The following is a 15,298-nucleotide window of genomic DNA, read 5'->3' on the forward strand; positions in this document are numbered from 1 at the left end:
CACCGAGCCCCCGGGCGAGCCCACCCCGGACATCAGCCCGATCGCACACCACCACGGGACGGGCGCCGCCACGACCTCGAAGTGGCACGTCAAGGCGCCGATGGCGACGTACCTGGCGACGATCGACGTCGGGCGGTTCGGCGTCCGGACGGGCAAGACCGCGGGCGGCATCTCCGTGATCACCGCGACGGACCCGAGCACCGGCGTGGACCTGGACGGCTTCCACCGGCTGAACTCCCAGATCACCGACGAATGGGCGAAGCTGTTCGGCCCGTACCCGTTCTCCTCGACCGGCGGGCTGATCGACAACGCGGACGTCGGGTTCGCGCTGGAGACCCAGACCCGTCCGGTGTACGGGTCGTTCGGGCTGCAGCCGACGATCGTCGCGCACGAGCTGGCGCACCAGTGGTTCGGCAACAGCGTCAGCGTCACGAAGTGGCGGGACATCTGGCTGAACGAGGGCTTCGCGACCTATGCCGAGTGGCTGTGGGAGGAGCGGACCGGCGGGAAGACCGTCCGGCAGCAGTTCGACGAGCGGTACGAGAGCCCGATGGCGCGGGAGCTGTGGGACGTCCCGCCCGGCGACCCGGGCCGCAAGCAGATGTTCGGCCGCTCGGTGTACGACCGGGGCGGGATGACGCTGGTGGCGCTGCGCGACAAGGTCGGCGAGAGCGTCTTCTACAAGATCCTCCAGACGTGGGCGAAGGAGCGCCGCCACTCCAGCGGGACGACGCCGCAGTTCGTCGCGACGGCGAACAGGGTCTCGGGGAAGAAGCTCGACTCGTTCTTCAACGACTGGCTGTACGAGGAAGGCCGTCCTTCTAAGTAAGGCGCGCGCTTCCGAGGGAACGTCCACATGGGCGGTGAACACGCGGCAACGGGTCGGGAAAGCCCGGCCTGCCGCCGCGCGCCCCGCCTCCGGCCGCCGCCATCATCGGGCTGGTGACCGGACCATCAACGGCGGGCAGCCGGCACGGGCGGCCGTGGTCCCGGACACCCCGGCGGAGCGGCGGGCGGCCGCACCTTGTCCACAGCCCATCGTCGCCCGCCGCACGGCCGCCGGGGCCGCACAAGTGCTGACCGGTTGCCGGTTCCGGCCACGAAATCCACCCCGTACCAGCGGATTTGAGACCATTCCGCGCTTGCACGGGGCGTCGTTCACAAGAAAGTCTTGATCACGTTCCTGGCGCCTGACAGGGGGCCGCCAGGCGCGGATCACCGAGGACGAGGTCGATGAGCAGAACCCCCAGAGCGCTGGCCGCCGTGACGCTGGGCGTCAGCGCGGCCCTCACGGTGTCGGCGGCGCCCGCCGTCGCTGATCAGGACCAGCCCTACTTCACGCCCGGCGCGCCGGGCGCGGGCGACCCCTACTTCCCCGACATGGGCAACGGCGGCTACGACGTCGCCCACTACGACGTCGACCTGCGCTACGACCCGGCCACGAAGGGGATCAAGGCCGTCACCAAGGTCAAGGCCCGGGCGACGCAGAACCTGTCCCGGCTGAACCTGGACTTCCTCGGCCCGCTCACGATCTCGTCGGTGCGGGTGGACGGGCGCGACGCGTCCTACACCCGGACCGGCGCCCAGGAGCTCCAGATCACCCCGCCGAAGGGGCTGCGGAAGAACCGGACCTTCACGGTGACCGTCGCCTACTCCGGCGTCCCGCAGACGATCAACGACGACGCGCTCGGCACCTCCGGCTGGATCCCGACCGCGGACGGCGCGGTGATGCTCAACCAGCCGTTCGGCGCCGCGACGGTCTTCCCCGTGAACGACCACCCGACCGACAAGGCGACGTACACGTTCGTCCTGTCCGCGCCTGAGAACCTCACCGCGCTCGCCAACGGCGACCTGCGCGGCAAGTCGACCAAGGGCGGCTGGACGACCGCGCGCTGGCACATGTCCCGGCCGATGGCCAGCGAGCTGTCGATGCTCGCGATCGGCAAGTACGACGTCCTCACCGGGAAGACCCTCGCGGGCGTCCCGAACCTGACGGCCACCGACCAGGCCCTCGCGATCAAGCCGGACGACGCGCGGAAGTTCCACGACCAGACGGCCCAGGTCACCGACTTCCAGGCGGCCATGTACGGGAGCTACCCGTTCACCTCGACGGGCGGGATCGCGGTGAAGGCCGGGGTCGGCTACGCGCTGGAGACGCAGGGCCGCCCGGTGTACGACCTGGGCCGCAGGCCGGGCACCATCCCGCGCGGCACGCTGATCGCCCATGAGCTCGGCCACCAGTGGTTCGGGGACGCGGTGACGCCCGCGCGATGGGCCGACATCTGGATGAACGAGGGCTTCGCGACGTACTCCGAGTGGCTGTACTCCGAGAAGTTCGAGGGCACGCCCGTCCAGGAGAGCTTCGACGGCGTCTACGCCACCCCGGCGACCGACGGCCTGTGGAAGGGCCGCGTCGCCGACCCGGGCCGCGACCACATCTTCGACGGGCTCGTCTACGACCGCGGCGCGATGGCCCTCCACGTGCTGCGCACGACGATCGGCGACGAGTCGTTCTCCGCGCTGCTGAAGGCGTGGCCCGCCGCGCACCTGCACGGCAACGCCTCGACCGAGGACTTCGTCCGCTTCGCCGCCGAGCTGTCCGGCAAGAACCTGGACGCCTGGGCTAAGGCGTGGCTCTACTCCGAAGGCAAGCCCGCGCTGTAGGCGCGCCCGGCACACGCGTACACCCTCACGCTGAACGGTCAGCTCAGCGTGAGGGTGTAGCCGCGTTCGCGGAGCCGCGCGAGGACGTCCTCGGAATGGTCGGCGCCGCGCGTCTCCAGATGCATGAGGACCTCGGCCTCCTCGACGGGCAGCCGGGCGGCGACGCGCTCGTGCATGACGTCGAGGACGTTCACGCCCAGCTCGGCGAGCTCGCTGAGCAGCGTGACCAGCGCGCCGGGACGGTCCTTCAACCGGCACCGGACGACCAGGTACCGGCCCGCCCCGGCGAGGCCGTGCCGCAGCACCTTCGACAGCAGCAGCGGGTCGATGTTGCCGCCCGACAGCACCACCACCACGGGCGGCTCGACCGCGTACGAGTGCTCCAGCAGCGCCGCCACGCCGGCCGCCCCGGCGGGCTCGACGACCTGCTTGGCGCGTTCGAGGCACAGCAGCAGCGCCTGCGAGATCGACTCCTCGGTGACGGTGACGACGGCGTCGACGAGGCCGGTGAACATGGCGTAGGTGAGGTCGCCGGGGCGCCCGACCGCGATGCCGTCCGCCATCGTCGGCTCGATCTCGATCTGCGTCGGCCGCCCGGCGGCGAGCGACGGCGGGAACGCGGCGGCGCGCCGCGCCTGCGCTCCGATGATCTTCAGCTTCGGCTCGCCGCCGGTCTCCCCCGCCGCCTCGCGGGCCTCGGCGGCCAGGCCCTTGGCCGCCGCCGCGATGCCGGCGAGCAGCCCGCCGCCGCCGACCGGGGTGACGATCGTCCGGGCGTCCGGGCACTGCTCCATGACCTCCAGGCCGATGGTGGCCTGCCCGGTGACGACGTCCGGATGGTCGAACGGGTGGATGAACACGGCGCCGCACTCGTCCGCGCGCTTCTGCGCGGCGACGAGGCAGTCGTCCACGGTCGGGCCGGGGAACACGATCTCGGCGCCGTAGCCGCGGGTCGCGGCGATCTTGGGGAGCGGCGCGCCGTCCGGCATGAAGACGGTGGCCTTGCAGGCGAGCATGGACGCGGCGAGCGCGACGCCCTGCGCGTGGTTCCCGGCGCTGGCCGCGACGACCCCGCGGGCCCGCTCGCGCTCGCTCAGCCCGGCGATCCGCACGTACGCCCCGCGGATCTTGAACGATCCGGTGCGCTGCAGGTTCTCGCACTTCAGCAGGACGGGCCCGCCGAGCAGCTCGGACAGCACCCGGGACGGGACGAGCGGGGTGGGGACGGCCACCCCGCGGAGCAGCTCCCGGGCGGCGCGCACATCGTCCACAGTGACAGTGCTCATCTCCCGATCATCGCTCATCCCGCGGCTCGGTCGCTCCAGTAGCGATCTTGTGCGAAGACGAGGGCGGCGGCGCCGACGAGACCGGCGGTCTGGCCGAGGGCCGCGGGCACGATCCGGACGTGGCGCGCGAACTCCATCCTGGCGTGCGTCCGGAACGCCTCCTCCAGCGGGTCGAAGAGCAGCGATCCGGCCTGGGACAGCCCGCCGCCGATGGCCGCGACGTCCAGGTCGCAGAGGTGCGTCGCGGACGCGATCGCGATGCCGATGGCGCGCCCGGCCCGCCGCATCGCCGCGGACGCGACCGGATGCCCGCGCCGCGCGTCGGCGGCCAGCTCCGCGCCGGCCGTGATGCCGTCCACGGGACCGGGGTCCGCGCGCCGCCAGCCCTGCTCGCGCGCCCAGGCGACCAGCCCGGGGCCGCGCGCGACGGCCTCCAGGCACCCGCGCCCGCCGCACGCGCAGGGCGGCCCGCCGGGGTCGACGACGACGTGGCCGATGTGCCCGGCGTTGCCGCTGGCGCCGTTGATGAGGCGCCCGCCGAGGATGAGCCCGCCGCCGACGCCGGTCGACACGACCATGCCGAGGACGTTGTCGTGCCCGCGTCCCGCGCCGCGCCAGTGCTCCCCGACCGCGACGCAGATCGCGTCGTTGTGGATGCGGACGGGCAGCCCCGGGTACCGGTCGCGGAGCCGCGCGCGCAGCGGGAAGCCCCGCCAGGCGGGGATGTTGAGCGGGGACACCTCGGCGGCGGGCCAGGTCATCGGCCCGCCGCAGCCGACGCCGACGCCCGCGAGCGGCGGGTCCCCGGCGCCCGCGACGAGCTTGTCGAGCAGGGCCTCCAGCGTCCGCCAGAGCCCTTCGGCGTCGAGGCCCCCCGCGTCCGGCTCGGCCGGGTTGGGGGTGGCGACGCGGTCATGGGCGACGACGCGCCCGCCCGGTTCGACGAGCGCGGCGGCGAGCTTCGTCCCGCCGATGTCGACCGCGAGAACAGGGTCGGCGGCGAGCACGGGACCAGGTTGTTCGGACGGCGGGGTGTCGCTCACGCAGGCTCTCCCGCGCGCCCGAACGCCAGGATGGACGCCGTGAACCCGTGCACGTGGTTGCGTCCCGCGACCGGGCCGATCTCGCCGGCGGCGAAGAACCCGCCCACCCCCGCGGGCCCGAACGCGTGGTCGAGGACGCGGACGTCATGGTCGGAGTCGGCGAACATGGCCTGCCCGCGCCCGTTGCAGGCGAACAGCAGCGCGCCCTCCACGGGCGCCATGTCGAACCGGTCGAGCAGCGCCGACAGGTCCTCCTCGGCGGCCCCGGCGTCGCGGACCTGGAACCGGACGGTGCGCCCGACGTCCACCACGTCGCCGATCGCGATCGCGCCGCTGTCGGTGTCGGCGCCGACGACGCCCCGGACGAGGAAGTCGCCGTGCTCGTGCTGGTCGGCGTACTCGTCCATCGCGACGCCGATCAGCAGCCCGCGCCCGGCGAGCTCCTGCTCCTCCTCCGGCAGCTCCATGACGATCTGTTCCAGCTTCTCCAGCGCGGGAACACCGGCCAGCTCGTACAGGACGTTCTCCTCCGCCCGCGTCACCACCATGTCCGGGCCGATCGGGCGGGCGCCCTGGCTGACCACGGTGGCGGCGGCGACGGGCCCGCCGATGACGACGCCGACCGCGCCGTCCGCGTACACCTCGCCGCCGACGAACAGCCGCGCGTCGCCGCGCACCGCGCCCTCCGCGAGCCCGCCGACCAGCGGCAGGCCGGGCAGCGCGTCCTCGGAGCGCTCGACGAACGCGTCCACGGGGAAGCTGTACGGGTCGGTCAGCAGCACGCCGACGACGTCGTCGGGCTGCCCCTCGGGCATGCCGACCACGACGAGCCGGTCGTCGGCCTTCAGCGTCTCCAGCCGGAACGGGTCGAGCCGCGCGCCGGGCAGCACCGCCGCCCACGCGCTGACCGCGCCGGTGTCCTCCACGCCGCGCCCGGCGCCGATCACCCCGGACGCGCTGCAGCCCAGCACGACCGCGGGCCCGGCCGCCTGCGCCGCCGCGAGCGCCGCCTCCTCGATCGCCCCGGAATCGTCCCCGCTCATGAAGACGCACACCAGGTCGGGCGCCGCGCTCAGCGGCGCGCGCGCCTGCTCCACCGCGGACACCGCCGCCTTGGACAGGTCGGGTCCAAGGGCCAGGCCATCACCGAACCGCGCCATCGGCGCCGCCTCCCTTACCCAGTCGCCGACATTAAGGACCAGTCTTCCTCACCCAATCTTCCCCTCAGTCTTCCCTCCAGCCGGGTATCCACCCAAACCCGAACAACCACCCCGGCGGCGGGCGGGCGGCGCAAGCGCGGAGCCCGCACCGGCATAGCGGACGAATCGTCCAGCGTGGGGTGCGAGTCCGCGCACCCGCGACGTAGTGTCGGTCGCGTGCCATCTTCAACACCGCGCGAATCCACGCTGGGGGGGCTGCGCAGCAGCGGTCACGTCCAGCTGTCCGTGAAGGCGGAGATCCGCCGGAACCTGCTCGCCCGGCTGCGATCCGGCGAGCCGCGGTTCCCCGGCATCCTCGGCTTCGACGACACCGTCCTCCCGCACCTGGAGCGGGCCCTGCTCGCCGGGCACGACCTGGTGCTGCTGGGCGAGCGCGGGCAGGGCAAGACGCGCCTCATCCGCACCCTCGTCGGGCTGCTGGACGAGTGGACCCCGGTCGTCGCCGGCTGCGAGATCAACGACCACCCGTACGCGCCGGTGTGCGTGCGCTGCCGGCGGCTCGCCGCCGAACTGGGCGACGACCTGCCCGTCGAGTGGAAGCACCGCGACGACCGCTACGGGGAGAAGCTCGCCACGCCCGACACCAGCGTCGGCGACCTCATCGGCGACGTCGACCCGATCAAGGTCGCCGAGGGCCGGACGCTCGGCGACCCGGAGACCGTCCACTTCGGGCTCGTGCCGCGCACCAACCGCGGCATCTTCTCCATCAACGAGCTGCCCGACCTCGCCGAGCGCATCCAGGTGTCGCTGCTGAACGTCCTGGAGGAGCGCGACGTGCAGGTCCGCGGCTACGCGCTGCGGCTGCCGCTGGACGTGCTGCTCGTCGCGTCCGCCAACCCCGAGGACTACACCAACCGCGGCCGCATCATCACCCCGCTGAAGGACCGCTTCGGCGCCGAGATCCGCACCCACTACCCCCTCGAACTGGACGCCGAGCTGGCGCTGATCCGCCAGGAGTCCGACTTCGCCGACCTCGCCGGGCTGCCCGCCGAGGTGCCCGACCACCTCATCGAGGTCATCGGCCGGTTCACCCGCCTCGTCCGCGAGTCCACGGCGGTGGACGCCCGCTCCGGCGTGTCGGCCCGGTTCGCGCTCGCCGGGGCCGAGACCGTCGCGGCGGGCGCCGTCCGCCGCGCGGCCCTCACCGGCGAGGAGCACGCCGTCGCGCGGGTCTGCGACCTCACCGCGATCGTCCCGTCGCTGATGGGCAAGGTCGAGTTCGAGGTCAGCGAGGAGGGCCGCGAGCAGGAGGTGCTCGAACACCTGCTGCGCCGCGCCATCGCGGAGACCTACCGCCGGACGCTCGGCCCCGCCGACCTGAGCGGGCTGCTCGACAAGTTCGACAGCGGCGAGTCCGTCGAGTCGGGCGAGCTGGTCGGGGCGGCGGAGCTGCTGCGCCGCATCGGGCACGTCCCCGGCCTCGCCAAGATGATGGAGCGGCTCGGCATGAGCGGGGAGTCCCCCGGCCAGGCCGCCGCCGCACTGGAGTTCGCCCTGGAGGGGCTGTTCCTCACCCGGCGCCTGTCCAAGGACGTCGCCGGCGGGCGAGCGGACGGGACCGCCACCTACCGCACCTGAGGTCTCCACTCGCGAGGGGATTCGATGAGCCGCTACCGCTACGGGGCGTACGAGGACGGGCCCGACCCCCTCGCCCCGCCCTACGACGTCCGCGACGCCCTCGACGCCATGGGCGACTCGGTGCTGGACGGCACCCGTCCCGACGACGCGCTGCGGGAACTGCTGCGCCGCGGCCTGCCGGGCGCGCAGGGGCGCCGCGGCCTTGACGACATGCTCCGCCAGGTGCGGGAGCGGCGCCGCGCGCTCCGCGACCGGGGCCGCCTCGACGGGACGCTGGAGGAGGCCCGCGCGCTCCTCGACACCGCGATCGGGCAGGAACGCGCCGAGCTGTTCCCCGACCCGAGCGACGACGCGCGGCTGCGGGAGGCGGAGCTGGACACGCTGCCGTCCGACACGTCCCAGGCCATCCGGCGGCTGTCGGACTACGACTGGCGCTCCGGCGCCGCCCGGCAGACGTTCGAGCAGCTGAAGGACCTCCTCCGCCGCGAGGTCCTCGACGCCCAGTTCCAGGGCATGAAGCAGGCGCTGGCGAACCCCGACCCGGCCGCCATGGAACGCGTCAAGGACATGATGGCCGCGCTGAACGAGATGCTGGAGCGCGACGCCCGCGGCGAGCGCACCCAAGAAGACTTCGACCGGTTCATGGACGAGTACGGGGACATGTTCCCCGACGACCCGCGGAACCTCGAAGAGCTCGTCGACTCCCTCGCCCGCCGCGCCGCCGCCATGGACCGGCTGCTCGCCTCGCTCAGCCCCGAGCAGCGCGCGGAGCTGGCCGGGCTGATGGAGCAGGCCATGCAGGACGCGGGCCTCGCCATGGAGATGACCCGCCTCGGCGACGCGCTGCGGGCCCGCCGTCCCGACCTCGGCTGGGGGCAGCCCGAGCAGATGACCGGCGACGACCCGCTCGGCATGGGCGACGCCACGACCGCGCTGGCCGAGCTCGCCGACCTCAGCGAGCTGGAGGCGGCGCTCGGGCAGGAGTACCCGGGCGCGCGGCTGGACGACATCGACGAGGAGGCCGTCCGGCGCGCCCTCGGCCGCCAGGCCGTCGACGACCTCGCCGCCCTGCGCCGCATCGAGGCCGAGCTGGAGCGGCAGGGCTACCTGCAGCGCAAGCGCGGCAAGCTGGAGCTGACCCCGAAGGCGGTGCGGCGGCTCGGCGAGACCGCGCTGCGCCGCGTGTTCTCCCAGCTGACGACCGGGCGGCAGGGCGACCACGACCAGCAGGACGCGGGCCAGGCGGGCGAGCTGACCGGCTCCAGCCGCGAATGGCGGTTCGGCGACGAGCAGCCCCTCGACGTGGTCCGGACGGTCAGCAACGCCATCCGCCGCAGCGCCATGGACCCGGGCACGGGCGACACGGGCTCAGGGGACACGGGCACCGCCGGGCTGACGACCCGTCCGGCGACGGCGAAGGTCGCCGAACCGGCCGCCCCCAACCTCACGAAGATCCACGGCAACGGTTCGAACGGCCCCGGCACCGCCCGTCCCGGCACCGCGGTGAAGCTGAGCGTGGACGACTTCGAGGTGCAGGAGACGGAGCGGCGCACCGGCGCGGCCGTCTGCCTCCTGGTCGACCTGTCGTACTCGATGGTGCTGCGCGGCACCTGGGCCGTCGCCAAGCAGACGACCCTCGCGCTGCACACCCTCGTGACCAGCAAGTTCCCGCAGGACGCGATCCAGATCATCGGGTTCTCCAACTACGCGCGGGTGCTGCACCCCACGGAGATGGCGGGCCTCGACTGGGACATGGTGCAGGGCACCAACCTGCACCACGCGCTGATGATCGCCGGACGGCATCTGGACCGGCATCCCGACTTCGAGCCGATCGTCCTCGTCGTCACCGACGGCGAGCCCACCGCGCACCTGCGCCCGGACGGCCGCTCGCTGTTCGACTACCCGCCGTCCACGGACACGCTCGTCCTCACGCTCGCGGAGGTCGACAAGATGACCCGGCGCGGCGCCTGCATGAACTTCTTCATGCTCGCCGAGGACCGCCGCCTGGTGTCGTTCGTCGAGGAGGTCGCCCGGCGCAACGGCGGCCGGGTCTTCGCCCCCGACGCCGACCGGCTAGGCGAATACGTCGTCAGCGACTACCTGAGAGTGCGCCGCACCCGCCGCTAGCGCCCGCGCGCGGGCTAGGGTCGGCGTCATGTCGACTTCCGACCGCCTGCTGCTCTTCCTGCACATCGGTTTCGCGATCTTCACGCTGGGGCCGCTCACCGCCGCCACCCATTCCACCCCGCGCTACATCCGCAAGGGCAACGCGTCCGTCGTGCGCTACCTGCACCGGACCACGCAGATCTACGGCATCGGCACGCTGGGCATCTTCCTGTTCGGGCTGGCGCTCGCCGAGGGCGACCTGGCGGAGGTCTGGCTGTCGGCGTCGATGACGCTGTTCATCGTCGCGCTGGTGCTGCTGCTGATCGTCGACCGCGACCAGCGGAAGGCGGTGCACCTGCTGGAGGCCGCGGCCGCCGAGAAAGCCGCGGCCGCGCCCGCACACACGGCCGCCGCCAAGGCGGAGGACGGCGAGAAGGCCGAGGCCGAGGACGAGAAGCAGGCGACCAAGCCCGCCGTCCCGGCAGGCGACGTCGCACAGGTGGAGCGCGGCAGGATCGCGGCCCTCTCCGGCGTCGTGTCCCTGATCTGGCTGGTGATCCTCGTCCTGATGGTCTGGAACGGCTGAGCCACCGGCCGGGACGCCCCGGCCGGGCTACTGGCCGCGCGGCTTCAGGTGGCTCTTGAGCCAGCTCACGATCAGCGGCCAGGTGTCGGCGTCCTCCAGCATCTGCGCCGCGTGCAGGTCGCCCTCGACGGTCTTCACCGTCGCCTGGACGCCCGCGGCGCGGAGCGCGCTCGCCAGCCCCGTGCTCTGCGTGACGGGGACGAAGTCGCCGCTGCCGTGGAGCAGCAGCATCGGCGCGTCGCCGGCGGAGGCGTGCGTGACGGTGCTGGCGTCGTCCAGCCGCGCCAGGCAGTCCGCGGCGATGCCGGAGACGCCGGTGACCGAGTCGGGCACGCAGTCGACGAGGGCGGTCACGGCGCGACGCAGCTTGACCTGCTGGAGCGTGGCGGCGGGGTTGCCGCCGTCCTGGAAGGCGAGGAACGGGTCGTTCGGCGGCGACAGCGCGATCACGCCGCGCACCTGGTCGCTGCCCGTCCCGAACGCGCCGAGCTGGGTCGCGAGGTGGCCCCCGGCCGAGGAGCCGAGCACGGCGACGCGGCGCGGGTCGGCGTTCCACAGCCGGGCGTGCTTCTTGATGAACGCGAGCGCGGACAGCGAGTCGTCGCGCTGCGCCGGCCACTGCGCCTTCGGCGCGAGCCGGTAGTTCGCCGACACGACGACGAAGCCCTGCTCCGTCAGCCGCCGCGCGAAGTACTTCCAGCCGCCGCCCTTGTCGCCGCTCATCCAGTAGCCGCCGTGCAGGATCAGCACCACCGGGCGGGGCGTGGCGCGCGGGCCGGCGTCGCGCCAGTACGCGTCCATCCGCTGCGCGGCGGCCCTGCCGTAGGCGTAGGTGCGGAACTTCGGCAGCGCCGGGGTGATCATGACGGCCTGCGCGGTGACGGTGCCGTCGGGTTCCCCGTCCGGCGCGGCCTGCCCGCCGGACGGCGCGCCCGGCGTCCCGCCCTGGGGCAGGGACGTGGACGACGTCGACGGCGACCCGGATCCCGGGGTCACGGGCTCCCCGGACGGCGCCACCGCCGGGACGGACGGCGCCGGCGGCGTCGGCGCGGTCGCGTGGGCTCCCGCGGGAACGGCGACGGCGGAGACACACACTGCGGCGAACGCCGCCCCGCTGACCAGTGTTTTGCGCACCCCGGGCCCCTTCTTCACCAACCTGGCGCGCTGATTATAGAGGGTTGATCATCCGCCCGGGGGAAGATCAACTCGTTTGGCCGGGCGAACGTCCAGGCCGGCCCCCGGGCGAACGCTCAGGCCAGCGCCCTGTCGAGATCATGGAGGAGATCGTCGACGTCCTCGATCCCGACCGACAGCCGCACCAGGTCGGCGGGGACCTCCAGCGGCGACCCGGCGGCCGACGCGTGCGTCATCCGCCCCGGATGCTCGATCAGCGACTCGACGCCGCCGAGCGACTCGCCGAGCGTGAACAGCTCCGTCCGCTCGCACACGCGCACCGCGACCTCCTCCGACTCCATCCGGAACGAGACCATGCCGCCGAACGCCCGCATCTGCTTGGCCGCGATGTCGTGGCCCGGGTGACCGGGCAGCCCCGGGTACAGCACGTCCCGCACCGACGGGTGCCGGACGAGCATCTCCACGATCCGCTCGGCGTTGGCGCAGTGCCGGTCCATCCGCACGCCCAGCGTCTTGATCCCGCGCAGGGTGAGCCAGGCGTCGAACGGCCCCGCGACGGCGCCCATCGCGTTCTGGTGGAACGCGAGCCGCTCCCCCAGCTCCGCGTCCGCCGCGACCAGCGCGCCGCCGATGACGTCGGAGTGCCCGCCGATGTACTTCGTCGTCGAGTGGACGACCACGTCCGCGCCCAGCTCCAGCGGCCGCTGCAGGTAGGGCGAGGCGAACGTGTTGTCGACGACCAGCAGCGCGCCCGCGTCGTGCGCGACCTGCGCCAGCGTCGCGATGTCGGCGATGCCGAGCAGCGGGTTGGTCGGCGTCTCCACCCAAACGATCTTCGTGTCGCCCCGTAGCGACCCCCGCAGCGCGTCCACATCTCCGAGCGCCACCGGATCGAACGCGACGCCCCAGGGCTCGGCCACCTTGGCGAACAGCCGGTACGTCCCCCCGTACGCGTCGTTCGGGATCACGACGTGATCGCCGGGACGGCAGACGGCCCTGAGGAGCGCGTCCTCGGCGGCGAGCCCCGACGCGAACGCCAGCCCCCGCGCGCCGCCCTCCGTCTCGGCGAGGCATACCTCCAGCGCGGTACGCGTCGGGTTCGCCGACCGGGAGTACTCGTAGCCGCCGCGGAGCCCGCCGATGCCGTCCTGCTTGTAGGTCGAGACCTGATAGATCGGCGGGACGACCGCGCCGGTCGTCGGGTCGGGTTCCTGGCCTGCGTGCAGCGCAACGGTGTCGAAGCCCTGCCGCCGTCCGCCGTTCGCCTCCCGACCGTCACCGGTTCCCTGGCCGCGGGTAGTCTGAACCTCGTTGTCCATGGGTACGAGGCTATCCAGCCCGCTCCCCTCCTAGAGGATGAGGCACTCCCCCGCAAGTATCAGCCGCTATTTCGGCTCGGGGGTTGACTACAGGGCCCGTCCGGTTCTCTACCGTTTTACGGGTACCTACTCGACCTAAATCACTTCACCCTGAAACTAAGGAAATCGCATGTTCGCTGGGCTCGCGCGCTTCGTCGTGAGACATCCATGGTGGACGATCGGGGGCTGGCTCGTCGCCGCGGTCCTCATCATCGCCTTGTCCCCCAAGCTCGCCACCGAGTCGGACCAAGGCGAGTTCCTGCCGTCCAAGTACGAGTCCGTCCAGGCCGCCGAGATAGCCGAGAAGGCGTTCCCGGATCAGGCGGACGCCTCAGCCCTGATCGTGGTGCAGCGGTCCGACGGCGGGACGATCACCCCCGCGGACAGCACCAAGATCGCTGCGGCGGCACAGAACCTGACGGCCAAGAAGTACCCGACCGTGAAGGGCTTCGAGACCGGCCCCCAGGCGGTCGCGCCGAACAAGACCATCCAGCTGATCAGCGTCCCGGTGGAGATGACGACCGGGGGCGAATCCGCCAAGCAGCAGAGTCAGGCGATCAAGGACATCCGCACCCAGCTGCCCAAGGAACTGGGGAGCGGGCTGGAGGCCAAGGTCGGCGGTGAGCCCGCCGCCTGGGTCGACAACGAAGACTCCTTCACCGACTCCTTCGTGCTGATCACCTTCGCCACCTTCGGGCTGATCATCGGCCTCATCCTGCTGATCTTCCGGGCGCCGCTGGCGGCGATCCTGCCGATCATCGTGATCATCGCCACCGAGCAGGTGTCGATGGGGCTGATCGGGGCCGCGTCCAAGGTGCTGGACTTCTCCGGCGACGACAGCCTCCAGATCATCCTGACGATCGTGCTGTTCGGCGTCGGCGCCGACTACTACCTGTTCCTGCTGTTCCGCTACCGGGAGCGGCTGCGCGCCGGCGAGGACCGCAAGACTGCGCTGATCTCGGCGGTGGAGCGGGTCGGCGAGGTCATCACCTCCGCGGCGGCCGCGATTGCGGCCACGTTCCTGGTGCTGATGCTGGCCTCCTTCGGGATCTTCGCCGCCTGGGGCCCGTCGCTCGCCATCGGCGTCATCGTGATGGGAATCACGTCCCTGACGCTGTTCCCGGCGATCCTCTCGCTGATCGGCCCGGCGGTGTTCTGGCCGTCGAAGTCCTGGAAGAAGCAGCCGAAGGCCACCACCTCGGCGCGGATCGGCCGGATGGTCGGCAAGCGCCCGGCCATGGTCGCCCTCGTCTCCGCGGGCCTGCTGATCGCGCTGGCGTCCGGTGCGATCGGGTTCAAGTCCGACTACGACTTCCAGTCCAGCTTCCCGCAGGACACCGAGTCCGCGCAGGCCGTCAAGGACCTGCAGAAGGGCTTCCCCGCCGGCCAGAACACGCCGGTCGAGGTCATGGTCCGCTCCACCGACGGCCAGCCGCTGGCCAAGTCCGAGCTGGACGCGTTCGGGCAGAAGGCGAAGTCGCTGCCGGGCGTCGGCGGCGTGCAGCCCGCCACCATGAGCAAGGATCCGAAGGTCGCCCAGGTCAACCTGGTGCTCAACGGCAACCCGGTCGACAACAAGTCCATCAACCTGGTCAAGAACGATCTCGGACCGGCCGTCCACGACATCGCGCCCGAGGGCGCCGAGGTGTTCGTCGGCGGTGAGACCGCGATCTACAGCGACATCAACAAGGTCGTCAACCGCGACCTGTCGGTGATCCTGCCGATCGCCGGTGCGCTGATCGCGCTGATCCTCCTGGCGCTCCTCCGGTCGGTGGTCGCCCCGCTGTACCTCGTCCCGGCGGTGCTGCTCGGCTTCGCCGCGACGCTGGGATCCGCGGTGTACGTCTTCCAGGGCCTGATGGGCCAACCCGGGGAGATCTTCCACCTGCCGATCATGCTGTACCTGTTCGTGCTGGCCATCGGGACCGACTACAACATCCTGATGACCGCGCGGCTCCGCGAGGAGGCCAAGGAGGGCCACGAGCCGCGCAAGGCCGCCGCGCTGGCGGTCGAGCACGGTGGCCCGACGGTCGCCGCGGCCGGTCTGATCCTGGCCGGAACGTTCTCGGTCATGCTGCTGGCCAAGGTGTCGATGCTTCAGCAGATGGGCTTCTCCATCGCGCTGGGGATCGCGCTGTCGGCCTTCGTGATGGCGATGTTCCTGGTGCCGGGCCTCACCGCCCTGCTGGGCCACAAGGCCTGGTGGCCAGGGCACGGCGACCAGCCGAAGAAGCAGCTCAGGCCGGCCGACACGCGGGAGGACTACCTCCCGTCCGGGCACCGGTAGCCCGGCGCCCCACAGACGTCGGGTTGCGCGGCCCGG

At 72.4% G+C, this 15,298-nt stretch carries 11 protein-coding genes; 6 read left to right on the forward strand and 5 right to left on the reverse strand.

Annotation, left to right across the window (positions count from 1 at the left end; translation table 11 throughout):
• Both E1264_RS16905 and E1264_RS16910 read left to right on the forward strand, forming a co-directional pair.
• The coding region (locus E1264_RS16905) for a M1 family metallopeptidase (protein WP_165964211.1) at window positions 1-829 on the forward strand (829 nt) is incomplete at its 5' end.
• Between the two features lie 404 nt (window positions 830-1,233).
• Window positions 1,234-2,664, forward strand: a complete 1,431-nt coding sequence (locus E1264_RS16910) for a M1 family metallopeptidase (protein ID WP_132174518.1) — start codon at window positions 1,234-1,236, stop codon at window positions 2,662-2,664.
• A gap of 38 nt (window positions 2,665-2,702) precedes the next feature.
• Here E1264_RS16910 and ilvA read toward each other — a convergent pair whose 3' ends face one another.
• From ilvA to E1264_RS16925, 3 genes are read right to left on the reverse strand one after another with little or no spacing between them, the layout of a single operon-like run.
• Window positions 2,703-3,950 carry a threonine ammonia-lyase gene (ilvA, locus tag E1264_RS16915; protein WP_207935969.1) on the reverse strand — a complete coding sequence of 416 codons (1,248 nt, stop codon included), beginning with the start codon at window positions 3,948-3,950 and terminating at the stop codon, window positions 2,703-2,705.
• Window positions 3,951-3,964: 14 nt separating this feature from the next.
• Complete coding sequence (locus E1264_RS16920) at window positions 3,965-4,993, reverse strand: ROK family protein (protein WP_243710975.1); 1,029 nt, start codon at window positions 4,991-4,993, stop codon at window positions 3,965-3,967.
• Window positions 4,990-6,153, reverse strand: coding sequence for an FIST N-terminal domain-containing protein (locus E1264_RS16925; protein WP_132174522.1), 1,164 nt, complete (start codon window positions 6,151-6,153; stop codon window positions 4,990-4,992). Before E1264_RS16925 ends, E1264_RS16920 begins: the two co-directional genes overlap by 4 nt.
• Before the next feature lie 216 nt (window positions 6,154-6,369).
• On the opposite strand from E1264_RS16925, the gene E1264_RS16930 reads away from it, so the two are divergent.
• Genes E1264_RS16930 through E1264_RS16940 form a run of 3 tightly spaced genes read left to right on the forward strand, consistent with a single transcriptional unit; the run spans window position 6,370 to window position 10,483 of the window.
• Window positions 6,370-7,791 carry a sigma 54-interacting transcriptional regulator gene (locus E1264_RS16930; RefSeq protein WP_165964212.1) on the forward strand — a complete coding sequence of 474 codons (1,422 nt, stop codon included), beginning with the start codon at window positions 6,370-6,372 and terminating at the stop codon, window positions 7,789-7,791.
• Window positions 7,792-7,815: 24 nt separating this feature from the next.
• Window positions 7,816-9,918, forward strand: a complete 2,103-nt coding sequence (locus tag E1264_RS45345; protein WP_132174524.1) for a hypothetical protein — start codon at window positions 7,816-7,818, stop codon at window positions 9,916-9,918.
• A gap of 28 nt (window positions 9,919-9,946) precedes the next feature.
• Complete coding sequence (locus tag E1264_RS16940) at window positions 9,947-10,483, forward strand: hypothetical protein (RefSeq protein ID WP_132174526.1); 537 nt, start codon at window positions 9,947-9,949, stop codon at window positions 10,481-10,483.
• A gap of 27 nt (window positions 10,484-10,510) precedes the next feature.
• Here the strand turns inward: E1264_RS16940 and E1264_RS16945 are convergent, their stop codons facing one another.
• Window positions 10,511-11,617: an alpha/beta hydrolase gene (locus tag E1264_RS16945; RefSeq protein ID WP_243710976.1), complete on the reverse strand. Its 1,107-nt coding sequence runs from the start codon at window positions 11,615-11,617 to the stop codon at window positions 10,511-10,513.
• Window positions 11,618-11,733: 116 nt separating this feature from the next.
• On the reverse strand, window positions 11,734-12,936 hold the full coding sequence (locus tag E1264_RS16950) for a cystathionine gamma-synthase (RefSeq protein ID WP_132174528.1): 1,203 nt from the start codon (window positions 12,934-12,936) through the stop codon (window positions 11,734-11,736).
• A 169-nt stretch (window positions 12,937-13,105) separates the two neighbouring features.
• Here E1264_RS16950 and E1264_RS16955 point away from each other — a divergent pair, with 169 nt between their 5' ends.
• A complete protein-coding gene (locus E1264_RS16955) occupies window positions 13,106-15,262 on the forward strand; it encodes an MMPL family transporter (protein ID WP_132174530.1) in 2,157 nt (718 codons plus the stop codon).
• Window positions 15,263-15,298 lie beyond the last annotated feature (36 nt).

This window comes from Actinomadura sp. KC216 (assembly GCF_004348535.1).
Classification (GTDB): Bacteria; Actinomycetota; Actinomycetes; order Streptosporangiales; family Streptosporangiaceae; genus Spirillospora.